General features: G+C 66.0%; 21 protein-coding genes. 8 read left to right on the top strand and 13 right to left on the bottom strand.

What is annotated here, in order from left to right; translation table 11 throughout:
* Positions 1-194 precede the first annotated feature (194 nt).
* Positions 195-959, top strand: a complete 765-nt coding sequence (locus STH_RS11475) for an SDR family NAD(P)-dependent oxidoreductase (RefSeq protein WP_011196426.1) — start codon at positions 195-197, stop codon at positions 957-959.
* Positions 960-1,165: 206 nt separating this feature from the next.
* Positions 1,166-1,696 carry a GNAT family N-acetyltransferase gene (locus STH_RS11470; protein WP_050742258.1) on the top strand — a complete coding sequence of 177 codons (531 nt, stop codon included), beginning with the start codon at positions 1,166-1,168 and terminating at the stop codon, positions 1,694-1,696.
* Between the two features lie 127 nt (positions 1,697-1,823).
* On the opposite strand, the gene STH_RS11465 is transcribed toward STH_RS11470, so the two are convergent.
* The 6 genes from STH_RS11465 to STH_RS11440 all read right to left on the bottom strand — a co-directional run bounded on the left by STH_RS11465 (position 1,824) and on the right by STH_RS11440 (position 7,999).
* A complete protein-coding gene (locus STH_RS11465; protein ID WP_011196424.1) occupies positions 1,824-3,200 on the bottom strand; it encodes a GntP family permease in 1,377 nt (458 codons plus the stop codon).
* A gap of 64 nt (positions 3,201-3,264) precedes the next feature.
* Positions 3,265-4,272: a 4-hydroxythreonine-4-phosphate dehydrogenase PdxA gene (gene pdxA / locus STH_RS11460; protein WP_011196423.1), complete on the bottom strand. Its 1,008-nt coding sequence runs from the start codon at positions 4,270-4,272 to the stop codon at positions 3,265-3,267.
* 109 nt (positions 4,273-4,381) lie between these two features.
* Positions 4,382-5,635: a four-carbon acid sugar kinase family protein gene (locus tag STH_RS11455; RefSeq protein WP_011196422.1), complete on the bottom strand. Its 1,254-nt coding sequence runs from the start codon at positions 5,633-5,635 to the stop codon at positions 4,382-4,384.
* Complete coding sequence (locus STH_RS11450; RefSeq protein ID WP_043713968.1) at positions 5,622-6,383, bottom strand: DeoR/GlpR family DNA-binding transcription regulator; 762 nt, start codon at positions 6,381-6,383, stop codon at positions 5,622-5,624. Before STH_RS11450 ends, STH_RS11455 begins: the two co-directional genes overlap by 14 nt.
* A gap of 512 nt (positions 6,384-6,895) precedes the next feature.
* Entirely contained in the window at positions 6,896-7,465 is a 570-nt protein-coding gene (locus tag STH_RS11445) for a YeeE/YedE thiosulfate transporter family protein (RefSeq protein ID WP_011196420.1), read from the bottom strand.
* The gene (locus tag STH_RS11440; protein ID WP_011196419.1) at positions 7,466-7,999 is read right to left on the bottom strand and encodes a YeeE/YedE thiosulfate transporter family protein; all 534 of its coding nucleotides are present in this window, start codon (positions 7,997-7,999) and stop codon (positions 7,466-7,468) included.
* 82 nt (positions 8,000-8,081) lie between these two features.
* Between STH_RS11440 and STH_RS11435 the strand changes: the two genes are divergently transcribed.
* From STH_RS11435 to STH_RS11425, 3 genes are all read left to right on the top strand, one after another.
* On the top strand, positions 8,082-9,740 hold the full coding sequence (locus STH_RS11435) for a transposase (protein ID WP_011196418.1): 1,659 nt from the start codon (positions 8,082-8,084) through the stop codon (positions 9,738-9,740).
* A gap of 122 nt (positions 9,741-9,862) precedes the next feature.
* A complete protein-coding gene (locus STH_RS11430) occupies positions 9,863-10,459 on the top strand; it encodes a 50S ribosomal protein L25 (RefSeq protein WP_242654536.1) in 597 nt (198 codons plus the stop codon).
* 277 nt (positions 10,460-10,736) lie between these two features.
* Entirely contained in the window at positions 10,737-13,424 is a 2,688-nt protein-coding gene (locus STH_RS11425; protein ID WP_043713966.1) for a DEAD/DEAH box helicase, read from the top strand.
* Positions 13,425-13,475: 51 nt separating this feature from the next.
* On the opposite strand, the gene STH_RS17385 is transcribed toward STH_RS11425, so the two are convergent.
* On the bottom strand, positions 13,476-15,305 hold the full coding sequence (locus STH_RS17385) for a hypothetical protein (protein ID WP_011196415.1): 1,830 nt from the start codon (positions 15,303-15,305) through the stop codon (positions 13,476-13,478).
* Positions 15,290-17,173: a DUF2357 domain-containing protein gene (locus tag STH_RS17380; RefSeq protein WP_050742256.1), complete on the bottom strand. Its 1,884-nt coding sequence runs from the start codon at positions 17,171-17,173 to the stop codon at positions 15,290-15,292. Before STH_RS17380 ends, STH_RS17385 begins: the two co-directional genes overlap by 16 nt.
* A gap of 253 nt (positions 17,174-17,426) precedes the next feature.
* Between STH_RS17380 and STH_RS11410 the strand changes: the two genes are divergently transcribed.
* Positions 17,427-17,792, top strand: a complete 366-nt coding sequence (locus STH_RS11410) for a hypothetical protein (protein WP_043713965.1) — start codon at positions 17,427-17,429, stop codon at positions 17,790-17,792.
* Positions 17,793-18,184: 392 nt separating this feature from the next.
* On the opposite strand, the gene STH_RS11405 is transcribed toward STH_RS11410, so the two are convergent.
* Positions 18,185-19,408, bottom strand: coding sequence for an IS256 family transposase (locus STH_RS11405; RefSeq protein ID WP_043713963.1), 1,224 nt, complete (start codon positions 19,406-19,408; stop codon positions 18,185-18,187).
* A gap of 203 nt (positions 19,409-19,611) precedes the next feature.
* On the opposite strand from STH_RS11405, the gene STH_RS19980 reads away from it, so the two are divergent.
* Positions 19,612-19,875, top strand: coding sequence for a CDP-alcohol phosphatidyltransferase family protein (locus STH_RS19980; RefSeq protein WP_420834783.1), 264 nt, complete (start codon positions 19,612-19,614; stop codon positions 19,873-19,875).
* Here the strand turns inward: STH_RS19980 and STH_RS11400 are convergent.
* The 4 genes from STH_RS11400 to STH_RS19735 form a co-directional block, all read right to left on the bottom strand.
* A complete protein-coding gene (locus tag STH_RS11400; RefSeq protein WP_043713007.1) occupies positions 19,821-21,431 on the bottom strand; it encodes a transposase in 1,611 nt (536 codons plus the stop codon). The two genes, STH_RS19980 and STH_RS11400, sit on opposite strands and share 55 nt — an antisense overlap.
* 444 nt (positions 21,432-21,875) lie before the next feature.
* Positions 21,876-22,649 (bottom strand): IS21-like element helper ATPase IstB, encoded by a 774-nt coding sequence (istB, locus tag STH_RS11395; protein ID WP_011196820.1) that lies wholly within the window; start codon positions 22,647-22,649, stop codon positions 21,876-21,878.
* Complete coding sequence (istA, locus tag STH_RS11390) at positions 22,646-24,160, bottom strand: IS21 family transposase (protein WP_148205571.1); 1,515 nt, start codon at positions 24,158-24,160, stop codon at positions 22,646-22,648. Before istA ends, istB begins: the two co-directional genes overlap by 4 nt.
* 148 nt (positions 24,161-24,308) lie before the next feature.
* Entirely contained in the window at positions 24,309-24,431 is a 123-nt protein-coding gene (locus tag STH_RS19735) for a hypothetical protein (RefSeq protein ID WP_276324187.1), read from the bottom strand.
* A 225-nt stretch (positions 24,432-24,656) separates the two neighbouring features.
* Here STH_RS19735 and STH_RS11385 point away from each other — a divergent pair, with 225 nt between their 5' ends.
* Positions 24,657-25,799 carry a copper amine oxidase N-terminal domain-containing protein gene (locus STH_RS11385; protein ID WP_242654618.1) on the top strand — a complete coding sequence of 381 codons (1,143 nt, stop codon included), beginning with the start codon at positions 24,657-24,659 and terminating at the stop codon, positions 25,797-25,799.
* Positions 25,800-25,808: the final 9 nt, after the last annotated feature.

Raw genomic sequence — 25,808 nt, 5'->3', positions numbered from 1 at the left:
CCTCGCGGGTAGCGTGCCCCGGATCCGGGCGGGGGGATGCACACACCCGCAGGGACGGCGCGGGCAAGTGCCCCGGGCGCCGCCCGGGCTGCAGGCCCCGCCGGGCCCTGGGGGCCACCCCGCAGCAGGGGGAGCCGGGGTAGCAGGGCGAAAGATGGGCAAGAGACCCAGATCACGAAAGGAAGGAACGCACCATGCAGCTCTTCTCGCTGGAAGGCCGGGTCGCCCTGGTGACCGGGGCTGGGCGGGGGATCGGCCGGGCCCTGGCGCTGGGCCTGGCGGACGCCGGGGCGGACGTGGTTTGCCTGGCCAGGACCGGCTCCGAGGTGGAGGCCGCGGCGGAGGAGGTCCGGGCCAGGGGCCGCCGGGCGCTGGCGGTGACCGCAGACGTGACGAGCCAGGCGCAGGTGACGGAGGCCGTCGAGGCGGCCCTGGACCGGTTCGGCAAGATCGACATCCTGGTGAACAACGCGGGCATCAACATCCGCAAGCCGGCGCTGGAGGTGGCGGAGGCGGACTGGGACCGGGTGGTGCAGACCAATCTGAAGGGTCCCTTCCTGGTCGCCCAGACGGTGGGCCGGCACATGTGCGAGCGGGGCTACGGCCGGATCATCAACGTCGCATCGGTAGGCGGAGCGGTGGCGCTGCGCACCGGGGTTGCCTACGGCGCCAGCAAGGCGGGGCTGATGCACATGACCCGTATCCTGGCCATGGAGTGGGCCCGGTACGGGGTGACGGTGAACGGCATCGGCCCCTGGTACTTCCGCACGCCGCTGACGGAGAAGCTGCTGCAGGACGAACAGTACGTGGCGGAGATTCTGGCCCGCACGCCGATGCGGCGCATCGGCGACCTGGCGGAGCTGGTGGGGCCGGTGGTGTTCCTCGCGTCGGACGCGTCCAGCTACGTCACCGGGCAGGTGCTGATGGTGGACGGGGGCATGTCTGTCTACGGGTTCTGATGGCCTGCACGGCGGCGCCGGACCCCGCCCCACGCGTGCCCGGCGGCGAGGCTGCCGGGGCCGCCTGCTGGTGCACGGTGGAATACCTCCGATCGGGGGATGCGGTAGAGCCGGAAGTGTCATTGTATGCCAGGCGCCGGCCGGGATAGACTATAAGTGAAAATGGTAACAATATAGGCGGCTGGATTGCCAAGGGGGTGAGCCCCATGTCGGCCGCTGTGCAGGACAAGCCCGTCCTGATCGTCACCCGGACCGGCCGCCTGGTCACCATCCGGCCCTGCACGCCCGCGGACGCGCCCCTCATCGCGGCCATGTACCAGCGGCTGTCGCCCCGCAGCATGCGGTTCCGCTACTGTTCGGGCCTGCACATCCACGAGGAGGAGGAGGCCGCGCGCCTCTGCGGCGGCGATCCCGATGCGGGTGTGGTCCTGCTGGCGCTGAGCGAGGGGGAGGTCGTGGCCGTCGGCGAGCTGGGGCAGGTCGATGAGGAGTGCGCCGAGATCGCCCTGCTGGTGCGGGACGACTGCCAGGGTGAGGGCATCGGCACCGCCCTGGGCCAGGAACTGGTGGAAGCGGCCCGGGAGCGGGGGTTCACCCGGCTTGTGGCCTACATGCTGGCGGAGAACCAGGCCATGCGGCGGATCATCCGCGGGCTGCCCTTCCGGCGCACCTGGGACAGCGGCTGCGGCGAGCTCTGCGTGACGGTGGAGTTGGATCGGCCCGCCGTCCTGCGGTGACACGAGTCCGGCCACAACGCCCTGCTGTGGGGTCCGGTGGCGGGGGCGGAGCCGGATGCACAAAAAGCCACGCGAAATCGGCCCGGGATGCCGGAGTAACCGGCGTCCCGGGCCGAAGCGCGGCAGGCTATCCGAACAGGGTGTTGGCGATCACCAGGCAGATGCCCGGGGTGAGCCAGGCCAGGGTCGTGGGCACCGACCAGACCTGGATCTGCTCCTTCACGTCCTCGATGCCGATGAAACGGTTGACGACCCAGTAGAAGGAGTCGTTGAAGTAGCTGAAGACGAAGGCGCCCATGGAGGCGGACATGGCCGCGAAGACCGGGTCGATGCCCAGCGGGGCCAGGATCGGGGCGGTGATGGACGCGGCGGTCAGCATGGCGGTGGTGCCGGAGCCCTGGATCAGCCGCAGGCCGGTGGCGATCACGAAGGGCAGCAGGATCGCCGGCAGGGCGCTGTTCGCCAGGGCCTGGGCCACGTAGTCGCCCGCGCCGCTGGCCCGGATCACCTGGCCCAGGGCGCCGCCGGCGCCGGTGACCAGCATGATGATGCCCGCGGACTGGACGCCCTTCTCCATCTCCTTCAAGACCTCCGGCCGGGTCATCTTGGCGCCCAGGCCGTAGATGGCGATCAGCAGGCCGACCAGCACGGCGATGATGGGCTGGCCCAGGAAGATCAGGAACCGGGCCCAGGCGCCGCCGGCGCCGACGGCAGACAGGGTGGTGTTGAGCAGGATCAGCAGGATGGGCACCAGGATCGGCGCGAAGGAGAGCGCGGTGCCGGGCAGGTCCTTCCGCTCGACGATCTCGATGGCCTGCTCCAGCTCCGCCTTCCACTCCTTGCGCTCCCAGCCCTCGCCGTCGGCGGCGGGCACCTGGTAGATCCTCCGGCCCAGCCAGACGGCGTAGAGGACGCCGACGATGGTGACCGGAACGGCGAAGAGGATGCCCCAGAGGATCATCTTGCCGATGTCCGCCCCGAAGATGCCGGCGGTGCCCAGCGGGCCCGGGGTCGGCGGCACCAGGTGGTGGGTGGAGACGAGGCCCACGGCCAGGGAGATGCCCAGGGTCACCACGGACTTGCCGCTCTGCCGGGAGAGCGCCTTGGCCAGCGGGGCCAGGATGACGTAGCCGGAGTCACAGAAGATGGGGATCGAGGTGAAGTAGCCGGTGATGGCCAGGGCCCACTCCGGGCGCCGGCGGCTCAGGTGCTTCAGGAAGAAGGTGGCCATGCGCTCCGCGGCGCCGGAGATCTCCAGGATGCGCCCCATCATCACGCCGAAGCCGATGACGATGCCGATGCTGGCGAGGGTGTTGCCGAATCCGGTCGTGATCGCGGAGCTGACGTCCACCGGGTCCATGCCGCCGACGAGGCCGATCAGGGCGGCGGCGATGATCAGGGCCGGGAAGGCGTGGATCTTGGTCTTCAGGATCAGGAAGACGAGGACGACGATGCCGATCAGCAGGGCCAGGAGCATCTGGGAGCCCGAGACTGCTGACGCCATACCAGGAGACCTCCCTCAGAATGGATGATGGTCAGGCCGCACGGGAGGCAAGACCCGGCCGATCTCACCTCGTGCGGCGGAACGCCGCGGCGTACTTGGCCCCGACCCGGATGGCCTCCTCCAGGCTGACGGCGCTGGCCCGGCCGGTGCCGGCGATGTCGAACGCCGTCCCGTGGTCGACCGAGGAGCGCAGGAAGGGCAGTCCGGCGGTGATGGAGACGGTGCGCTCGAAGTCGTACATCTTGGCGGCGATGTGCCCCTGGTCGTGGTAGAGGCTGAGCACCGCGTCGAACCGGCCCTGGGCGGCGTGCCAGAAGACCGAGTCGGCCGGATGGGGGCCGCTGACGTTGTATCCTTCTGCCTGCGCCTGCTGGACCGCCGGCTCGATCTCCCGGACCTCCTCGTCGCCGAAGAGGCCGTGCTCGCCGCAGTGCGGGTTCAGCCCGGCCACCGCCAGCTTCGGCCGCACGAGGCCCAGCTGCTCCAGCGCCGCCGTGCACCGGCGGATGTAGTCCAGCACCCGGTCCCGGGTGATCATCCGGCAGGCCTGGGCCAGGGAGACGTGGCGGGTGAGGAAGAAGATCCGCAGCCCCTTGGTCTCGAACATGGTCAGCGGGTCGTGGGAGCCGGTGAGCTCGCCGAAGATCTCGGTGTGGCCGATGAAATCGATCCGGGCGGCCTTCAGCGCTTCCTTGTTGATGGGGCCGGTGGTCACGGCGTCGACGGCTCCTTCCAGGGCCAGCTCGATGGACCGCTTGATGTAGGCGAAGGCGGCCGCGCCGGCCTGGGCCTGGACCTGACCCCACTGCAGGGTGCCCATGTCCACCACGGGCAGGTCGATGAGGTCGACGGTGCCGTGCGCATACTTGCCCTCCGCCGGGGTCGCCACCGGGTTGAGGTTCAGCTTCACCCCCGTGGTTTCGAACGCCCGGGCCATCACCCGGCTGTCGCCGATGAGCAGCGGCCGGCAGAGCGCGTAGATCTCGGGGTTTGCGAGGGCCTTGGCGGCGATCTCCGGTCCGATGGATGCGGGGTCGCCCATGGTGATGCCGATCAGGGGTCGGGTATCCATCCGGGTGTCCTCCTCTATCTCAGGTGGGTTCGGTCACAAGCGGAGTCCGGCGGCGGGCGGCGAGGCGCGGCGGGACAGGCGGTCCGGCGGCCCGCCGCCGGTGCACAACTTACAGCTTGATAAGGTGGCGCACACAGGTGACGGCCGCGGTCCGGTCGCCCACCAGGCCGCCCTTGGTGACGATGGCCAGCCCGGGGCGCAGGCCGCCCACCAGCCGCCCCTGGACGGCCAGCGGCAGCACCTCGGCGTCCAGCTGGATCGCGCCGGCCTGCAGCCGGCGGCAGACGGCCACGGTGATGTCCCCGCCGCTGGTGTAGAGGCCCTTGACGCCCTCCAGCCGGTCCAGCGCCCGGGCGGCGATCTCGGCAAACCCGGCGGCGATGCGGCCGGCCGCGTCCGGATCCACCGACAGCACCTCGGAGCTGCGGACGCCGATCACCGGCTCGCCGGCGGGGATGGCGGCCAGCGCATCCACGGCCCGGCGCACCTCGGCCTCGGCATCCTCGCCGCCCCGGCCCAGGCTGCCGGCGTCCACCTGGATCAGCCGGGCGCCGGTCTCGGCCTGCAGGTGATCCAGCTGGGTCCGGGTGAGGTCGGTGACGCTGCCGGCCACCACCAGCACCCGGCCCCGCACCGGCGGGACGGAGGCGGCGACGAAGGCGGCGGTGAGCGGCCCGGGGTCGGCGGCGACGCAGGTGACGCCGCTCAGGGCCATGCCCTGCCCCAGCGCCTGGATGTCTGCGTCGGTCTCGGCGTCCGCACAGAGGATCCGCACGCCCTGCCGGGCCTGTTCAGCAATCGCCCGGGCGACCGCCTCCGCCCCCGCCCGCACCGCGGCCAGCGGCAGGTGCGCCACCGGAAGGCCGGTCTGGCTGCCGACCAGGGTGGGCACGTGGGACTGGGTGACGGGGCAGAGCGGGTCATGCCGGACCTCCGTTTCGGCCAGCGGCACGCCGTGGACGTAGTGGATGCCGTCCCGGGCGGTCCGGCCGCTGGCAGGGAAGGCGCCGGTGAGGACGGCGACGGAGCCGGGGCCGAGGGCCTCCAGCACCGCCTCCACCTCGGGGCCCAGGTTGCCGCGCAGGGTGGAGTCGATGCGCTTGGCCATGGGCCGGCGGCCGTGATCCAGCAGGAGCCGGGCCGCGTCCGCCACCCGGCGGCGGGCCTCGTCCGCGGGCACCGCCCGGGACTCGGTGGCGATCACGATGCAGGGGTAGCCGTCCAGCCCGCCCTCGGGCCAGCGGAGCTCGGTCAGGGAGGCGGTGGGGTAGCCGGTGCGGGTGAGCAGCACGCCGGTGGCGTTGGCGCCGGTGAGGTCGTCGGCGATGACACCGATGGCGGGACGGTGCTCAGACGAGGTCAAGGGTGATTCCTCCTTTGCGGATCGCCGCGGCCGCCGCCGGCGGCAGCCCGTCGTCCGTGATGACCCGGGACAGCGACGAGAGGGGGCATATCTGGTAGGTTGCCCGGCGGTTGAACTTCGATGAATCCGCGACCAGGACGGCGTGCTGGGCGGCCCCGATCATGGCCCGCTTCAGCGGCACCTTGCTCAGGGTGGGGGTGGTGAGGCCGAAGTCCACGTCCACCGCCGAGCTGCCCAGGAAGGCGATGTTGACGGTGAGCCCCCGCAGGAACTGCTCGGCCACCGGCCCCAGGAGGCTGTAGATCTCGGGCATCGCCGTCCCGCCGGTGACGATGACCTCGATGCCCGGCTCGTCGCACAGCTCCAGGGCGATCTTCAGGTCGACGGTGATGACCGTGAGCCCCTTGCGCCCCCGCAGGCAGCGGGAGATGGCGAGGGTGGTGGAGCCGGCGTCCAGCAGCACCACGTCGCCGTCCTGGACCAGGTCCGCCGCCGCCCGGGCGATCCGCTCCTTCTCCTCGATGTGGGAGACCGCCTTGGCGGCGAAGGGCTGCTCGCCGATCAGCCCGGCGGCGGCGGTGGCGCCGCCGTAGGTGCGGACGAGGTGGCCCTCCCGGGCGAGCCGCTCCAGGTCCCGGCGGATGGTCATCTCCGACACGCCGAACTGCTGCGCCAGGTCCCGCACCTGGACCTGTCCGTGCTGTTGGAGGTGCTTCAGGATCTGATCGAGCCGTTCCTGAATGTTCATATCGCACATCCTCAGTCGCGGATTGTGGGTATGTGGTGATCGGTTCGCACATTGGGTGTTCTGTGTGAACACGGCGATTCCTGCCGGCGGAGGGGCGATCGGCAAGAAGTTTTTTCGGGCTTCGTGGAGGGACGAGCGGCCCGGTTCTTGCCGCAGGGCGGGGGCCGTGCTTGCCGGCGAGTGGGGCCGGCGGGGCGGGAGGATGAACATCGCCGATGACGGGCGGCGAGGGGGATCAGACGGGCGGTGCCCTTCCGGCAGCGGCCGCGTGTGGTTGAACCTCTACCGGACATGGCGGTACATGGGTTCAGGGGCTGCCTGGGAGCAGGCTGCATAAAAACGAAGAGCCGTCACCCCTCTTCGGGGATGGCGGCTCTGGTCAGGTGAGACGGGCTGTCAGGTGAGAAGGGCTGTCAGGTGCGTGTCCCGCGGTACTCGGGGATCGCGCGGGTGACCAGGGGCCGGTCGGCCCCGGGGAAGTGCCCGGGGACCGTTCCGGGTCCTGGGCCGAGTTAGTCGACGCCGGTCCTGGCAAGGTCCGGAATCGCAGGCTTATTGCGCGCCGTTGTCCGGTCGAGGAGGATCACGCCGACCAGGATCACGATGCCGACGCCAACACCGGCCACGACGGGGTTCAGACCCAACAGATCCGGCAGCGTGAGCCGGCCCAAGTTGAGCGGCCGGATGAGCAGCGGCTCCAGCGGTTCGTACACCAGGGCATAGGCGAGGGAGCCCGCAAGTCCGCCGGCCACCGCCCACCAGAACCGCCTGTCCCCTCCTGGCAGCGCGGCGAGCATCGTGCCGGGGCAGAAGCCGGCGACGGCCATGCCCACGCCGAAGAGCAGCCCGCCGACCACGATGCCCACCACGTAGGTCGGCTTGACCGAGAAGTTCACGATGCCCAGGGCGCTCAGGGGGAAGACCAGGATGAGCGTGACGCCCACCGCAGTGAGGAGCAGCTTCAGCATGTGGAAGTCGGTAAGGGCCAGCGCCCCCCGAATGCAGGCGTTGGAGGCTACCCGGGAGCGACGCAGGATGAAACCGAAGGCGGTGCCGATCAGGAGGCCGAGGATGAGTTCCATCTAACGCCATCTCCGCTTCAGCAACAGGGCCGTGGGGATGCCGCCGGCAAAGACGGCGGCGGCGAACAGAAAGCCTGAGACGGACAGCTGGGACATGCCGCTGAGCACGTGGCCGGTGGTGCATCCGCCGGCCATCCGGGCGCCGAAGAGCACCAGGAAGCCGCCGACGAAGGCCAGCAGCGGGCTGGTGGTGGACAGGCCGCTGGACGGCTGGCCGTCACGGCCTTCGCCGGCGAGCCTGTACGCCAGATACCCGCCCAGGGGGATGCCCAGCATCAGCATGTGCTCCCACCCGATGGAGAGGGGGATCGTCTGGAGGTACGCGTCTCCCTCGACGAAGCCGGGGAACAGGGGCTTCAGGAGGATGCCGAGGGTCGAGGGGAAAACGGTGGAGACGCCCATGGGTTTCAGCAGCACCATCGCACACGTGGAGAGGAGGCCGAGCGCGATGCCTCCCTGCCCCCTTGACAACGGTGAGGGAGCGCGGAGGGAGCGCAAGGCGCGGCGCGTATCCCCTGGAAGAAACGGGGGCACGCTAGCTCAAGTTTCGCGTGAATAACCCGGACTTCGTGCAATGGAAACCCATTGAAAAAGCATCAGTCAGAACCAATGATACATGGTGGGAGTGTGGCCGCTCCCAATCCACCATGTGGAGGTTCGACTGATGCAGTCTCATGGTACGACACCCAACATCGCTGCGCAAGCCATCAAGTCCACCACCCGACATGGTTTTCTCGTCGCTCTTGGCTGGGTAGCTCAAAGGCTCAACCTGGTTGAGATCCTGAATCGGCACCTGCGCATCAAGCAGAAGACCTACGCCCACACGCCGGTTGACAAGGTGGTCGAGGCGTTGGTTGCCATTCTCGGCAACTGTCGCTACATGAAGGATCTCAACTTCGACCCTGAGCCGCTGGTTGCCGATCCTGCCGTAGCTCAAGCCTGGGGGCAGGAACGCTTTGCTCACTTTTCCACCGTCTGTGCGACCTTCAGCAAGCTGACGGAGGAGAACGTTCAGCAGCTTTCCGACGCACTCGCTGAGATCCAGGCCCCGCTGCTTCAGCAGGAGGTGGCTGCCGTAGCAGGTCCAGACCGCTCCGGAATGGTCATCGTCGACATTGACCTCACCGGCCAGAAGGTTCGGGGCGAGACCAGGCAGTACACCGGTACCGACTTCGGCTACATCCAGGGGAAGTTGGCCCGAGGCTATCAGATCGCAGCCGCCTTCCTCAGCGGGAAGCAGCAGCGCTTTGCCATCGACGGCCTTCTCAAGTCCGGCAAGGCCAACAGCCGTTCCGGCGCCTGCCTGCTCGAACTGATTCCCAGGATCGAAGCCCGGATTGGTCGTCCCCTGCGGCGAGTCGAATGGGTCGAGGCATGCCTGGCTCAGCAGAAGGCTCGGGTCAGGCAGCTGTATCAGCAACTGCAGACGGTATCAGGCAAGGGCAGCGCCCGCCGGAAGCAGAAGCTGCAGCGTGAGTTCCAGGAGGAGGTTCAGCACCTCCGTGAAGTGAACCAGCGACTCCGGCAGTACCGGCAGGAGAATCGGACGAACCTGGCTCCCCTCCGTATTCTGCTGCGAGCTGACAGCGCCTTTGGCACGCCGGAAGTGATCCAGCGCCTGCTGGAACTGGGGTATGAGTTCACCATCAAGTCCTACTCCGGAAGCAATCCCGCCTACAAGCGCCTCTTCGACGCCGTGCCGGCGGAGGGCTGGGTTGAAGTCGAGAAGAACCGGTTTGCCTCCGAAGCCGTTACCGTACCTGGCCCCACTTTGCTCGCACCGTATCCGGTGCGACTGGTCGCCATGCGCCGCTGGGACGCCGATGGCCGGGAGGTCCGCAGCGTCATCCTGACTACGCTCCAGCCTGAGGAGCTCACCACGACAGAGGTCGTCAAGCTCTACCATGGACGGCAGACCATCGAAGCCGGGTTCCAGGAGTGGAAGGGAACGTTCCACTTTGGTACTCCTCGGATGCGGAAGTATGAGGCCAACGCCGCCTTCACGCAGCTGGTCTTGTTCGCCTTCAACCTGGTGCGCTGGGCTTGGCGGTTTCTGAGCACGAACTCGCCCAAACTGGCCGAGGCGGGGAGTCGACTCTTGGTACGAGTAGCGGCCCGGTGCCGAGCAACCATTCGGTGCCTCGGCGACACGCTGCGGTTGGTGTTCAGCCGGGGTACTCCCCTGGCTGGAGCTGAGATTACCCTGAACCGGGCCACTCCCTACCCATACGCCCTTTTAACACCACGAATGTCGAGTTGTTCGCGTGAAACTTGAGCTAGGGACAAGGAAGGGAGGGAGGTGCTTCCGGAGGCCCCGCGGGAGGGGTATTTTATATAAGGGGTGTTCCGGTGAGGCCGGAACATCTCCCCGATCATCATCGATAGGAGGGATCGTCGATGAACGCAGTAATGCAGTTGGAGGCCACCCCCCGGGGCACCGGCTCCCGGGCAAGCAGGCGGCTGCGGCAGGCCGGGTTCGTACCTGGTATCATCTACGGTCCCGGCGTGGAGCCGCTGGCCGTCAGCGTGCGCTCTACGCAACTGGAGCGGCTTGTCGAACGACAGGGCCGCGGCCACCTCATCCACGTTCAGGTGGAAGGGGAAGCCAATCCCCGGCAGGTGGTGATCAAGCAACTGCAACGGGACATCCTGACCCAGCAGGTCACGCATGTCGACTTCCTGCAGGTTGATATGAACCGGACGATCACCCTGACGGTGCCCATCGTCGTTGTGGGCGAGGAGCAGGCGAGGCGCCGGGGGCTGCTCATTACGCACGAGCTGGACGAGGTGGAGGTGGAGTGCCGGCCTACCGAGATTCCGGAGGCGGTCACCCTGGATGTGTCCGGCCTGACGGAGCCCGGCCCCGTGACCGCCGCCAGCCTGTCGGCCCCGCCCGGGGTCAGGGTGCTGGAGGATCCGGATACGGTTGTGGTCTCCTGCACCGTGATCGGCGGGGGCGAGGAGGAGGAGGCCTCTACCGGTCCGGCGGCGTAGGCGTATATCCTTGTACCAGTACCGGGGCATCCCGTGGAGGGGTGCCCTTGTTCTATTGTGGCGAGTCCTCGGCCGGGGTCGGGGGTGACCGCACACCGCTGTGGGATATCATGGCTTGTGTCCGGGCGCCAACTGGCCCCTGTCCCCAACCGTGGCCCGGTCCGCAGTGACACTATGCTGTCACTCGCCTCCCTTACTCTGGGAGACGTCAGGTGACTTTTCCCCGTCTCCCCGTCCGGTGGGTGCGGGAATGCACGAAGAGTAAGGGGTGGGTGCCGTGATCACATCCGTCTTGCAGCGCCTCGGCTGGTCGCTGGAGCATCAGCAGCTGCTGCCGGGGCGGGAACCGGAGTTCTATTCCGTCGCCGACCTGCCGTTGCGACCGGAGACGCACCGGCTGCTTGACCGGTATCCGCAGGGCGTATACCGCCACCAACGGCTTGCCCTGGAGTCCTATCTGGAGGGGAAGGACCTGTGCGTGGCTACCAGCACCGCCTCCGGGAAGAGCCTGGTTTTCTACGCCACCGGCGTCGAATGTCTGGCGGCGGACCCGAGTGCGCGCATCCTGGCCATCTACCCGCTGAAGGCCCTGGCCCGGGAGCAGGAGTCCCGCTGGCAGAAGGAACTGGAGTCGGCAGGCATCGTGGCCAGCGTCGGCCGCATCGACGGCGGGGTGAAGGACCGCCAGCAGCGGGAGCGCATCCTTGCATCCAGCCGGGTCGTGCTCATGACCCCCGACATCATCCACGCCTGGTTGCTCAGCAGCCTTTCTGCACGCCGAGTCCAGCGATTCCTGGCCTCCCTGCGGCTGGTGATCGTGGACGAGGTGCACGTATACACCGGGGTCTTTGGCTCCAACGCCGCCTACGTCTTCCGGCGACTGCAGCACGCCGCGCGGACCCTAGCTGGTGGCGACCGGCTCCAGTTCGTGGCGGCGTCGGCTACCGTCGCCAACCCCGAGCAGCACCTCGCTCAGCTCTTCGGCCGGACAGTGCAGGTCATCGGCGACCAAGCCGACACCTCGCCCCGGCACGAGCGGCAGCTTTACCTGGTGCGTCCGCCGGCTGGCCAGGCCCTGTATACCGCCCTGCCGCACCTCCTGCGGGCCGTTGTGGACGACACCCCTTACCGATTCCTCACTTTTGTCGACAGCCGCCGCCAGACCGAGCAGTTGGCCACCATCCTGGCCCGGGCCCGGTTCAACAGGCCGGAAGAGGACCCGGCTTATGGGGACGGGGTAGACGACGGTGATCTGGAGGGCAGCGGGCCGGAGGCTGAGCGGGAGGGCGATGCCGCCCTTGCCGATCGGCTGCTGGAACGGCTGCCGGTGCTCCCCTACCGCTCCGGGTACGAGGAGACCGACCGGGAGGCGATCCAGTCTCGTCTGAGCGAGGGCACCCTGCGGGGCATCATCAGTACGAGCGCCTTGGAACTGGGGCTGGACATTCAGGGGCTGGATATGGTCATCCTCGTGGGCATTCCTCAGACGGTCACAAGCCTGCAGCAGCGTATCGGCCGGGTGGGTCGGCACGGCCCCGGCAGCATCGTCCTGATCGACGCAGGCGGTCTTGCCGACGAACTGGTCTTCAACGAGCCCGAGCGCCTGTTTGACCGACCGCTCCTGCCGGCCGTCCTCCACCTGGAGAACCGCCGGATCCAGTATATCCATGCCCTGTGCTTCGCCAGCCGGGGCGGTGAGTACGACACCCTGACGGGTGCGGACGTCGAAGGGGAGGGCGACATTGCCCTGCGGGTGACCGGTTCGTGGCCTCCTGGGTTCCTGGAGCTCTGCCAGGCCGAGCGGGCCGGACAGGTGCCGCTGGATTTGCACAACCTGAAGGCCGACGGCGGGGACGACCCATGGCACGCCTTTCCCCTCAGGGACGTCGGCGTCCAGTATACGGTAGAGCAGCGCACCGGTGACCTCGTCCGGCTCGGCTCGCTGTCCAGTGCCCAGCTGATGCGGGAGGGTTATCCCGGGGCGGTGTACTACTACCTCACCCGTCCCTACCGGGTCGTGAGGGTCTCCCAGCGGGAGAAGAAAGTGCTGGTGCGGCGGGAGCGCTATTACACCACCGATCCCTACGGCCCGCTCGTCCTGATCTCGCCTCAACTGACCCCTGAGGGCCTGCATCGCGCCGTGCGCATGGGCGAACTCCGGGCGGTGGAATGTGAACTGTACGTGTCAGAGCGGGTATTCGGATATACCGAGCGGCGGGGCGGGAACAAGATGCCGCCCGTTAAGTACCCCTGTGAGTACTGGCACCTGGCTAGCTTCAGCCGAAACTACACCAGCACCGGCGTGATCCTGAGCCACCCGGCGCTCTCCAACTCTGGCGTCCAGTTGAAGCTGCTTGCAGACCTGCTGTTGGAGGCCTTCCTGCTGGTCGTGCCGTTTGAGCGCAGCGAGGTCAACAGTAGCACCGGAAAGCACTGGAAGACCCAGAACGGGTTTGGGGAGGGGGAGCCCTTCCTGGCGATCTATGACCAGACCTACGGCAGCCTGCGCCTGACCGGCCGGCTGCTGGAGCCGGCCGTCCTGCCCGAAGTGCTGACGGAGGCGTTGCATGTCCTCCGCAGCGGGCGGGTCGAGGCGGTTGAAGGGATCTCCGAGGCCACCGTGCAGGCGCTGCAAGCGCTGGCCCAGGACTGCGCGGGCCAAGCAGAGCCGTTGGAGCTGTTTTCCAGCGCACCGGAGCGGACGGGCGAACTGGAGGGGGAACCGGTCATCGCCCCCGGCAGCGTGGGTTGGATCATCACCGACGACAACCAGGAGTTTCAGATCCAGCGCGTCTTCTACCATCCGAGGGAGGGGCTCCGGTACTACGGCCGGCGCCTGGGCCAGCAAGAGCAGCCGGACGTGCAGGTCTGGTTCCCGGTGACCAACATCCGGCCGATTCCGGGCATCAGCCGCATGGGGATCTACGACTACGAGACGGGCGAGGTCCGGCCGCTGGACGAGTGACGCGCAAACGGTGCCCTGATGGGTCAGGGCACCGTTTGCGGCGTGTTGCGCTCATGCGAACCGGGTGTGGCCGGCCAGCTTCGCCCGCTCCAGCATCTGCGCCGCCTTCTTCCGCGTCTTCTTGAACCGCTCGCCGGCCCAGTCCATCACCGCCTCCAAGGGGGCCTTCACCCGGTTCAGCGGCCCGTGGAACTTGGGCAGCACCTTCATCATCACGGCGGCGTCAAACGCCTCGTCCTCGGACAGGGCGTCCTGAAGCGGCGACTCCCGCAGGGCGCCCATGAAGGCCAGGATCTCGTCCACCACCCGGTAGCCGAACCCCAGGTCGTGGGGGAGGAGGGCCTGGTTGAGCTCGTCCAGCAGGGCCACGTACTCCCGGCGGCTGCGCCCCCAGGCGGCCACGTCGGCCTTGGTGATCTGGGCGAACCGTCCCTGCCGGGTGAAGTCGGCGAGCAGCGCCTCGTCCCCCCCGTCCTCGCCCGCAGGGGTGGGCTCCACCTCGGGCGGGTAGTCCGTCAGGTCGACGTCTTTCACCTCGATGGTGAACGCCCGGTCCAGGACCTTGGGGCTGAACGCGAAGGTGGTCTCGTCGACGTTGACGGTGCCCACGAAGTAGAGGTTGGGCGGCAGCCGGAGGCGCGGGGGCACCCGGAGCCCGCCGGCGGCCGTCACATCGCCGGCCTGCCCGTGGAGGTGGATCTCGCCGCGGGTGAAGCCGTCTTCCCGGCGACCGGACTCGAGCACGCTCAGGATGTCCGCCAGGTAGTACTCGACGCGGGTCAGGTTCATCTCGTCCAGCACCACGATGTAGGGGCGGACGGGCTCCTCCTGGGACTCGTCCTCAGCCGCTTCCTCTTCCGTGTCTGCCGCTGCGTCCGTCGCGACATCCTCCGGTTGGTCCCCAGTGCCATCCGGGACTGCCCCGCTTCCCCGCCGCCGGCCCTTCTCGTACTCGGCTGCCAGTTCCACGACAAGGGTGAAGGCAGCACCGTCCGCCGGGTCGAGGTCCAGCTCCGGCATCAGCTCGGCGCACGCATGCGCCAGGACCTCCCAGGCGTGCTCCAGGTGCCGGAACTCGGCCTCCTCGGACCTTCTGCTGATGGCGACGTTCGGGCGACCCAGCGCGTGGCAGGCGGCCCGCAGCGTGGACCTCTTGGCCACGGCCGGGACGCGGCCGGGCACCAGGGTGGCGAGGGCCCGGATGACCCGGACGCGCAGCGGCACGTCCACGCCGGCGGCGCGCAGGATCTTCACCGCCCCGAGGGCCCGCTGCGCCAGGGGCAGGGAGGTGTCGGCCAGGCGCGCCGTGGCACGGCGGAGCGTTTCCCCGTCAACCTGCATCGTGCCCACGGGCCGCAGGCGGCCGATGCCGTTGTACCAGTCCTGCCAGAGGCGGCGGAGCTGGTCGTCGGTCCAGTCCCGGTCGCCGATCGCCTGCAGGGCATCCCGGTGGCGCTGGAGATGCGCCTGCACGCCGGCCTCGCCCAGCCGGCGGCGGATGTAGCCCTTCAGGTCCTCGCTGCGGGTTGGGGTCCGGGCGCTACCGTACTCCTCGGCCGCGGCGAGGAGGAAGCGGAGGAAGCGGGTGGCGGCGTACTTGCCCGTCACCGGGTTCCAGTAGCCCATCAAGCCCGTGTTGTCCCGCCAGTCGGGCTTCACCGGCTCCAGCAGAAAGTGGTCGTCGTCCAGGCCCAGGGCGGCGGCGAACTCCTGGGCCAGCTTGGTCTTGCCGGTGCCCGAGAGGCCGGAGAGGATGACGAAGCCCTTGGCCTTCAGGGCGGCGTAGAAGGTGGCCACCTGCTCGGGGCTGAAGCGGTAGCCGCGGCGGAGGAGCCGCTCGTGGAGGCTTCGGGCGGTTGCGGCAGTCAGGAAATCATGCACGGCTCCGTACCTCCTTCGGGCCGGAGCGGGAGCGCCCCGACCCCTTCGAAGTCGCCGAAGATCAGCTCGTGAAGCGTCAGGTCCGTGCGCCGCCGGCGGGTGCGCCGGTCATAGAACACGGCCCGGTCGCCCGGATAGAGGGCGACCGCGGCCCGCACCCCCAGGGCGTCACGGTAGGTGTGCATCTTGTAGAGGTCCGCCGCCTGGGGCGACGCCTCCGCCCGGTCGGGCTCGTCCAGCTCCGGGCGGGGGGCGTCCAGCCGGAACTTGGCGTCCAGCACCAGGGCGACGCCGGCGGGGCCGATGAGGGTGAAGTCCGGCCGGAGCCCCAGGCTGTAGCTCTCCCGGCCGCCCCGGGCGGGCCGGTTGAAGACCAGGCGCCAGCCCCCGTCGCCGAAGCGGGCGGCCGTGCGCCAGTCGAGGCCGCCGGTCTCGTCTGCCCGCAGGCGCAGCCACGCCGGGCCCAGCGCGGGCTCCAGGGCGCGGATGAGCCGGAAGAAGCACCAGTACTCGTAGACGGTGGCCACGTCCCGGGCGGCGATGGCCCGGTCGAGACCGTAGCCGAAGGGGGAGCGGCCCAGCAGGAACTCGGGGTAGAGGGCCCAGAGCTCCCGGTAGCCGTCCTTGCCGTGGAGCACGGTGGACTGCTCGGGCAGGTGGACCAGCTCGCCCACCTCGTCCCACCAGGGCCAGGCGAGGGCCTCGTCAACGTGGTGCGCCAGGGTGGTGAGTTCTTCCCGGAGATCAATCGGACCGGTGTGGTTGGCGTGGGGGCCGCCCTGCACGGCGAGGTCAGCGTGGGGACCGCCCTGCACGGCGAGGTCGGCGTGGCGATCGCCCTCAGGGGCACCGGCAGCCCGGGGGTCGGCCTGGCCAGCGCTGTCACCTTGGGGGTCGCCCTCACTGGTAACCCGGGGGACGGTCTGATCGGCGCTGTCATCTTGGGGAACGCCCTCGCGGGCAGCTACAGGGTCGGTTTGAACGGTGCCGACAGCCCGGAGGCGACTCTGCCTACCTCCATATCTTTCCAGCAGGGTGAGGGCGTCGTCCACCGCCTGCCGCAGGGAGAGGAGGAAGTGGCGGACGAAGCGGTTCTCGTGGGTGTCGAAGGTCTCCTCGGCCCGCTGCTGCAGCAGCCGCTCGGGCAGGACTGCCTGGCCGCCGAGGCGGAACCAGCCGCCGTCCCCGGCTGTGACGGCCCAGGTGTCGGGGTGGGTGAGGCCCCAGCGGAGCACGGCGCCGTCCAGCCGGGTGGCCAATGCGACGGGACGGACCAGTTCTTCCCGAGTGAGGACCCGGTGGGGGCTGTGGCCAACGGCCTCCAGCGCCGCCGCGAGGGTGCGGCCGTGGTGGCGGAGGAAGTGGAGGGTGAAGAGCGGCGACGGCGGCCCGTCGTGGATGCGGGTGGCGTGGGCAGTGGCGCCGGTCAGGTGGAAGGGAAGGGTGAGGAGGTCTCCGATGATCTGCTGGACCATGGTCCGGTAGAGGCGCGGGTAGCTGGCGAGACCGTCCCCGGCCAGCTTGTGGCTGATGACCTCCACGGGGAGGTCGGGCACCGGCGCGCCGGCCAGGCGGATGCGGGAGGCGCCGAGGGCGTTCTCGTAGCGGAAGAGGTAGACGCCGTCTGCGACCGGCCGGACGATCTGGTCGCCCACGTGGAGGGCGATGCCCGGAAGGGGCGGCGCCACCGTGAACCGGTACTGGGCCCACTCCCAGAGGAGGAAGGGGGAGCAGCCGGGCAGGGCGTCCGCCAGGTCTGGCCGGTAGGCCGGCACGGCGGCCGCGGGTCCGGCGTGCTGGTCGATGGTGACGGTGACGCCGGGGGATTCGTAGACGAATGCGCCTTCCCGGTACTGCCAGCCGGGCACGGGGGTCACCTCCTGCGTGGGTGTTACGAGGGTAAGTGTTCAGGAGTGGGGTGGAAAATCCTTCACGGGATAAACGTAAATGTGGGCAGTGACAACATGCTGTCACTGCCCTTTGTTACAATTTACACTGGTGAACCATCGCACAGGTTGGGATGGTTTGCTGCGAACTCGCCTACCGGTCCGAGGGTGCCGTACGCCGTCCGGGAGCCGGCCGCCAATTGAGCCCAATCTCCGCACGCTGGGAGGGACGAGGATGAAGATCCATGTCGAGGTCTGGCTTGCGGCTGCCAGTCTGCACGAGAAGGGGCGCGAGGTAATGACCACGCGGGAGCTGCAGGATGAGGTCAAGCGCCTGTTTGGCGACGAGCGCTCCGGGGTGGTCACGCACATTAACGGCCATGCCAACGCGGCGTCGCCCAAGGGTGCTGGCGTCGTCTACAACTACCTCTTCCGCGTGGGGCCCGGGACGCACAGGCTCTGCCGAATCGGGGAACCAGTACATCCCACCCGCACTGGCCGTCAGCTGTGGCCGGACCAGGCGGAGGTGGACGAGCAGTACTGGCCTCTCTGGCGGAAGTGGGTGGTGTGGCAGCAGGGAGGTGGTGCGGTCACGAATTAGGTGGCGGTCATTGATGCGACAGCCGAGCTGCTGATGGTGCCGGACAACAGCGTTTGGCAGCACATGCCCGGTTGGACGCAGTGAAAGACTGATCGACTGGGCGGGACAGACGTCGACAAGCCCGAGGAAGACGGAGCCAACGCACCTCATGGGTTGAAGGAGGCCAAGCACATAAGCGGGAACGCACGCGGGGATAAGGCGCCTCGACCTGCCCTACGTGTAGTGCCAAAGCCGCGGTTTAGTCGGTTGGGTTTAGTCCGTTGAGGTTGGTTGAAGAGCTAATCGTAGAACTTTTGGGTCGATCGATCCGTAATAGGGCCGTTGATCCTGGCAGTGGCAGTGGATCAAGTCCCGTCAAGTGGTGTAAATCGGGTTCCAGCATTGTAGTTGCTCTAGTCGGCACTCAGCGGCAAAAGTTCAGGACGGCCGAGGCTCGGGTCATGGGCGTACAGTTTCGCCATGGACGCCTGGCTGAAGTATCTTCGTGGGGCGGTCATCCACTCTTCCTGCTGCTCGATCATGACGGCTCCGGCCAGGCGGATCAGAGCTTCTCTGTTGGGGAAGATGCCCACGATCTCCGTCCGCCGGCCGATCTCTCTGTTGAGCCGTTCCAGGGGGTTCGTGGAGTGCAGTCGCCGCCAGTGCTCAGTCGGGAAGGCCATGTAAGCCAGAATGTCCTCCTCGGCATCTTCCAGCAGTTGGGCCGCCCGGGGGAACTGTTTCCGCAGGTTCTCGACCACAACGGCTAGCTGAGACTTCGCTGCCTGCTGGTCCGGCTGTGCGAAGATGGTCCTCACAGCAGCCGACACCATGGACTGCAGGTTCTTGGGCACATAGCCGAGCAGATTCCGCATGAAGTGAACCCGGCAGCGCTGCCAGCTGGCGCCACTGAACACGGTTCGGATCGCTTCACGCAGACCGACGTGGTTATCACTGATCACCAGAAGCACGCCCTTGAGGCCCCGAGCGACCAGCTGCCGCAAAAACGCGGTCCAGAAGGCCCCATCTTCGCTGGGACCCACGTCTAGCCCCAGAATCTCCCGTTCGCCATCCTCTCGTACACCCATGGCGATCACCAGGGCCATGCTGGAGACCCTGCCGTTCTCCCGAACCTTCTCGTACTTGGCATCCAGCCAAACGTAAGGGTAGCGCCCTTCCAACGGTCGGTTGCGAAAGGCCTCAACCACCTCGTCCAACTCGGCGCAAAGCCGGGAGACCTGGCTCTTGCTCACGCCGGTCATCCCCAGGGCCTGCACCAACTCATCTACCTTCCGGGTGCTGACCCCCTGAATGTAAGCCTCCTGAACCACAGCCACCAAGGCCTTCTCGGCCCGTCGGCGAGGTTCGAGCCAGCTTGGCATGTAGGACCCCTTCCGGAGTTTGGGGATCTGCAGATCGATCGTCCCGACCCGCGTATCCCACTGACGTTCCCGATAGCCGTTGCGGTAGTTGCTGCGCTCAGACGACCGTTCGTACCGCTCAGCGCCAATCTGCTGCGATACTTCCAGTTCCATGAGACCCTGAGCCAGCACCCGAACTCCTTCCCGGAGGAAATCCACGTCGTCCACACCGGACTTGCGCAGAAGCTCCTCCAATGCGATCCTAAAGTTGGTCACCTGCGGGTTCCCCCTTTGCGATGTATTGCTCCTACTTCGCATGGAACCCAAAGGTGGCCACTTATGTCAAGCAGCCCCTCCCACCGGAAGGTCCGGGGAATTTACACCACTACTTTGGACTCTAACTGACAGGTGGAGGACTATACGCGACGGGCACTACACGGGGGTTTCTCATAGGAGCCCTGACTTTTCAACTATGGTACGTGCTCGACTGCGTGGATGGTGAGCTCGCAAGGCTAAAAGGTGCATCGAGTCGAGAAGGCGTATACTTGGACGTGGTGGGGCACTATATTGCTGACGCATTCATGATCGGCGGGTTTAGCTTAGGGGTCTATAACGCCGTTAAGCAACCCTGGGTCCCTTACGTTGGCTTCCTCTTCGTGGTTGCATATCTCGTGAGCGATCTCCTAGCTCAAGTTTCACGCGAACAACTCGACATTCGTGGTGTTAAAAGGGCGTATGGGTAGGGAGTGGCCCGGTTCAGGGTAATCTCAGCTCCAGCCAGGGGAGTACCCCGGCTGAACACCAACCGCAGCGTGTCGCCGAGGCACCGAATGGTTGCTCGGCACCGGGCCGCTACTCGTACCAAGAGTCGACTCCCCGCCTCGGCCAGTTTGGGCGAGTTCGTGCTCAGAAACCGCCAAGCCCAGCGCACCAGGTTGAAGGCGAACAAGACCAGCTGCGTGAAGGCGGCGTTGGCCTCATACTTCCGCAGCCGAGGAGTACCAAAGTGGAACGTTCCCTTCCACTCCTGGAACCCGGCTTCGATGGTCTGCCGTCCATGGTAGAGCTTGACGACCTCTGTCGTGGTGAGCTCCTCAGGCTGGAGCGTAGTCAGGATGACGCTGCGGACCTCCCGGCCATCGGCGTCCCAGCGGCGCATGGCGACCAGGCGCACCGGATATGGTGCGAGCAAAGTGGGGCCAGGTACGGTAACGGCTTCGGAGGCAAACCGGTTCTTCTCGACTTCAACCCAGTTCTCTGCCGGTACAGCGTCGAAGAGGTGCTTGTAGGCGACGTTGCTCCCGGAGTAGGACTTGATGGTGAACTCATACCCCAGTTCCAGCAGGCGCTGGATCACTTCCGGCGTGCCAAAGGCGCTGTCAGCTCGCAGCAGAATACGGAGGGGAGCCAGGTTCGTCCGATTCTCCTGCCGGTACTGCCGGAGTCGCTGGTTCACTTCACGGAGGTGCTGAACCTCCTCCTGGAACTCACGCTGCAGCTTCTGCTTCCGGCGGGCGCTGCCCTTGCCTGATACCGTCTGCAGTTGCTGATACAGCTGCCTGACCCGAGCCTTCTGCTGAGCCAGGCATGCCTCGACCCATTCGACTCGCCGCAGGGGACGACCAATCCGGGCTTCGATCCTGGGAATCAGTTCGAGCAGGCAGGCGCCGGAACGGCTGTTGGCCTTGCCGGACTTGAGAAGGCCGTCGATGGCAAAGCGCTGCTGCTTCCCGCTGAGGAAGGCGGCTGCGATCTGATAGCCTCGGGCCAACTTCCCCTGGATGTAGCCGAAGTCGGTACCGGTGTACTGCCTGGTCTCGCCCCGAACCTTCTGGCCGGTGAGGTCAATGTCGACGATGACCATTCCGGAGCGGTCTGGACCTGCTACGGCAGCCACCTCCTGCTGAAGCAGCGGGGCCTGGATCTCAGCGAGTGCGTCGGAAAGCTGCTGAACGTTCTCCTCCGTCAGCTTGCTGAAGGTCGCACAGACGGTGGAAAAGTGAGCAAAGCGTTCCTGCCCCCAGGCTTGAGCTACGGCAGGATCGGCAACCAGCGGCTCAGGATCGAAGTTGAGATCCTTCATGTAGCGACAGTTGCCGAGAATGGCAACCAACGCCTCGACCACCTTGTCAACCGGCGTGTGGGCGTAGGTCTTCTGCTTGATGCGCAGGTGCCGATTCAGGATCTCAACCAGGTTGAGCCTTTGAGCTACCCAGCCAAGAGCGACGAGAAAACCATGTCGGGTGGTGGACTTGATGGCTTGCGCAGCGATGTTGGGTGTCGTACCATGAGACTGCATCAGTCGAACCTCCACATGGTGGTTTAAGAGGGGCAAATCCCACCATGTATCATTTGGTTCAGACTGATGCTTTTTCAATGGGTTTCCATTGCACGAAGTCCGGGTTATTCACGCGAAACTTGAGCTAGATGACCTGGCGTTTAAGGTGTGGTTTCTCCAGGGTACGGGTGCAAGACCCAGAAGGCGAATCTCCGCCCTGTTCCAACTCCCGCGGAACGGATTGGCTAGACGTTGGACTCAGTTCTTCGGGTTAATTCCGCGTAGAGGCTACTGTTTTCATATGATCCACATCATGAACATGATGGCATTAGCCGCATGTGTTTGATCAAGAGATTGGGAGCCACTTTGATCATCCAAAAGTGAGCCACCTGACAGCCCTACAGGGCTGTTTTTGCTTCCATTGCGGTTTCCAGTTGGCGGGTTGCCAGTTTATACCTGCGGGGCTTACGGTGTTTCCGGGTGGTGCTTCAAAGCTTCCTGCCGTCGAAGGGTCTCACGGAACCGGTACGACTCCCCATTCATCTCGATGATGTGGGCCTTGTGAGTCACACGGTCTGCCAACGCTGCTGTCATCTTCTGGTCCCCGAACACCTGCGGCCATTCCGAGAATTCCAGGTTCGTTGTGATGATCAGGCTGCCCCGCTCGTACCGTGCGGCGACAAAGTGGAAGAGCAGTTCACTGGCCGGGCGGCTGAGGGACACATAGCCAAGCTCGTCCAGCACGACGAGGTCGAACCGTAGCCACTGCTTTTCGAGGCGGCTGAGGCGGTGCTCGTTCTGCGCCTCCTGCAGTTCGGCAACGAACTGGCCCACGCGCCAGAAGCGAACGCGGTAGCCCTGTCGGCACGCTGCGATGCCGAGTGCTGTAGCTAGGTGAGTCTTACCTGTCCCGCTGTTTCCAACAAGGAGGATGTTTTCCCGATCCCGGATGTATTCACTCTTGCTCAGCGCCAGGATCTTGGCCTTGTTCACGGACGGCATGACCGTGAAGTCGAAGGACTCCAGTGTTTTGGGAACAGGGAAGCCGGCGGCCTTGAGACGGCGCTGGAGTTGGTTGTCTTCCCGATGGATCACCTCCTGTTCCATGAGCGCTTGTAGGTACTCCTCAAATGTCTTGTTGTGCTCTGCTGCATCCCGCGCCAGCTCCTTGTACAGCCGCCGGACTGTGGGGAGTTTCAGGCGCTTCAGGTAGTAGTCCAGCAGGAGTTCCTGGCTCAATGCACCACACCCCCTTTCAGGAGCCGGTTGTACTCGGCCAGTGAGGGTTGCTGGACCCGAATGCCGGCCAGTTCCCCGGCGGTGGAGGTCGATGCCTCGGCTCCAAGATCCGGCTGAACAGCAAGGAGTTGCTTGACAGCCGTGTAGCAAGCCGTTCGCTGGGCCAGGGCCAGCTCCAGAGCGGTACTTACCTCTGAAACCGAATAGGCGCGGTGCAGCATAAGGATCTCGATGAACTCCCGGTCACTGCGGCCCTGCGCCTGCATCTCGGCCCGGAACTGGTGGTAAACGGGCGGAAGCTGCGCCATCCGGTAGGGCTTCGCCTGCTCTAGCGCCCCTGGCTTTACGTGAAGGAGTTCCAGGTAGTGGTCCAGATCGAGGATCTCCCGGTTGCGCTCGTAGCAACGGAGATGACTGGCAATCTTCTCCTGCCCGGCGTAAATGTCGATCCGGTCCCAGTAGGCCCGCACTTGCAGTGGCCGGTTCGCATACTGAACCGGTACGGAGTAGCGGCAGGTCTCGAACGTCACGCAGGACACCTTGTTGCTGGAAACTAGCGCCACCTTGCAGCAATCGAATGGCCGGGCAGGGAGAGGGCGCAGGTACTTCTTCTCCTCCTCCCAGCGCTCCAGGATGGACTGCGTCGAGCCCTGGGGGATACGCCTGGCATACTCCAGGCACCGCTGCCACAGAATGGCGTTGAGTTCGTCCCAGGTTCTGGCTTCCCGGTGTGGCCCGACGATGTAACGCTGGGCGAGACCGACCAGATTCTCTACCGAGCCTTTCTCGTTACCGGAAGCCGGATTGCAGAAGTTGCTGTCGATGAGGTAGTGGGTGCGGAAGCTCAGGAAGGCATCCTGCTCTTCCCGGTTGCGGCCTTCCAGGATTCGTTTCACCGCCTGCTTCAGGTTGTCCAGGGTCATACGGCGGGGAACTCCGCTCAAGCGCTCCAGCGCCCGCCGGAGGCCGTCGAACATGGCTTCCTGCCGCTGAGTCGGATACGCAATCACAACCGGCATGCCGCTCCAACGTAAGCGGACACACAGGATCTGGACTGTGACTTCTGCACCGTCGAGGACCACTACCGCCTCACCCCAATCCACCTCGATGCTCTCACCGGGGTCGTGGGCGAGGGGGATGAAGGCCGGCTGCACTCGCTTCAGCTTCCGGATCTTGGCGATGTAACGCCGGACGGTAGGTTCGCTGCCCTGGTAGCCCAGGGCAACCAGGTCCTCGTAGATAGTCCTTCCGGTCCACCGTTGTTTGCGGGGCAAAATCTCGTTTTCCGCGAGTCGCCGCTCGATCTCTGCTTGAAACTCCGGGGTCAGCACCACGGGCTGAGCCGGCTTCTGCCGCTGGTAGCGCGGCACTTTAGTCAGCTGTGCGTATTTAGCGACTGTTTTCCGAGAGATTCCGAGCGCCTTCGCCACCTGTCGCTGCGATTTCCCTTCCACATGAAGGAGCCATCTGATACGCTCAACATGAGCCATCTCGATCTTCAATCCTTTCACCCCTGCAAACTGGAAATGCGGTACATCCCAGTTTACAGGTTTGGAAGATTGAGGTGGCTCACTTTTACGTGATCAAATGGCCCCCAAATGGCTCCCTTTTAGGTTATCAAACACACGTTCCCCTCCACGAAGCCCGGGAACAGCGGTTTCAGCATGATGCCCAAGCTGGACGGGAAGGGGTCGAGACGCCCATCGGCTTCAGGAGCACCATCGCGAAGGTGGAGAGGAGGCCGAGCGCGATGCCGCCCTGCCACCAGGTCCAACCCCGCATACGCATCACTCCCCGCGAAATTACGGTACGGGGTATAGTATACTGAGGAGCCGGGATTTTGGCAATAGTGGCGATACGGGGCGTTTTCCTTGGCAGGTGAGATCGCGTGACGCTCATCCCGGGCAGAACCTGCTCCCGGGGCTTTTCGTATTGGGTATGTGAGAAGCACTGTGTGGGGGAGCGTTTGCGGCAATGCGAAGGGGACATGTGCGTCGTTCTTTGGCGGTGTTGGTGCTGGCGGCGCTACTATCGGCGCCCGTGGGGGCGGGCGCCGAGGAGGAACTGACGCCGGAGGTGGCGGAGTACCCGGCGGAGAACTACGAGCCCGGCCCGGGCTGGCCGGAGGGGTGGACGCCCCCGCCGCCTCCGGAGGGGATGTCGGAGCGGATGCGGGCAGAGGTGGAGCAAATCCTCCGGGAGCATCCAGATCTGTATGACCGTTACGACTGGTGGGTGTGGGATCCGCTGCCATCCTGGACGAACGAGTACCCCTGGTTCTGGCGGGAAGACAAGATGGGGTGCGGCACCACGCTGCACGTGTACGCCTACCCGGTCCCGGATACGCAGCTGATTACACGGGAGTTTGGTCGATCCTTCGGCTGGTCACGGCTGTACTGGAAACCGTGTCGGTATGAGCCCATCCAATCGATTACCGAGACGCGGGAACTCAGTGAAGAAGAGAAGCTGGCTGAGGGACGTCGTGCAGAGTACCTGTATTGGGTGGACAAGTCGCACCCCGGGCTCGGGCGGGATGACGGCAGCGAAAGCAACGGAAACCCCGATTATATCTACATCTATCTCAACCAAGGCGATGCCGCGAAACGCTTTGACGTGCCGGCTTACCTGGATACGACGGTCAACCGAGTGCGTGTGCCCATCAGGTTTGTTAGTGAGATGATGGGGGCCGAAGTGTCGTGGGATCCGGATGGCCGACGCGTGACGATTAATTTCCCTGCCATCACTCGGGAGGTCCCGAAGGTAGTCCCCGCACCGGGTTTCGATTATCCCGACCTGTTCGACCCCGAGGAGTACCTTCCCAACGGCCACCGCTTTGCGTTTGAGGAACGGACCGTCAGTACCCCTGAACGCACGATCATATTGACGATCGACCACCCGGTTGCGCTGGTTGACGGCCGGGAGGTACCATTGGATGCGCCGCCCGTGATCCGGAACGACCGAACCATGGTACCCGTTCGGTTTATTGCCGAGCAGATGGGCGCGAAGGTCTACTGGGTGGGCGCTGAACCCATTTTCCGCTTGGACGATGGCACCATGTCGGGCACTTATCAGGTTCACATCTTCACGCCGTTCTTCCCCCTGTATGAATACCCGAGCTGGTACCTGGAGAACAGGGCTGTCCGGTACTGAAAGGGGGGG

The sequence above is a fragment of the Symbiobacterium thermophilum IAM 14863 genome, assembly GCF_000009905.1.
GTDB lineage: Bacteria > Bacillota > Sulfobacillia > Symbiobacteriales > Symbiobacteriaceae > Symbiobacterium > Symbiobacterium thermophilum.
This window is presented reverse-complemented; position numbering and strand designations above follow the sequence as displayed.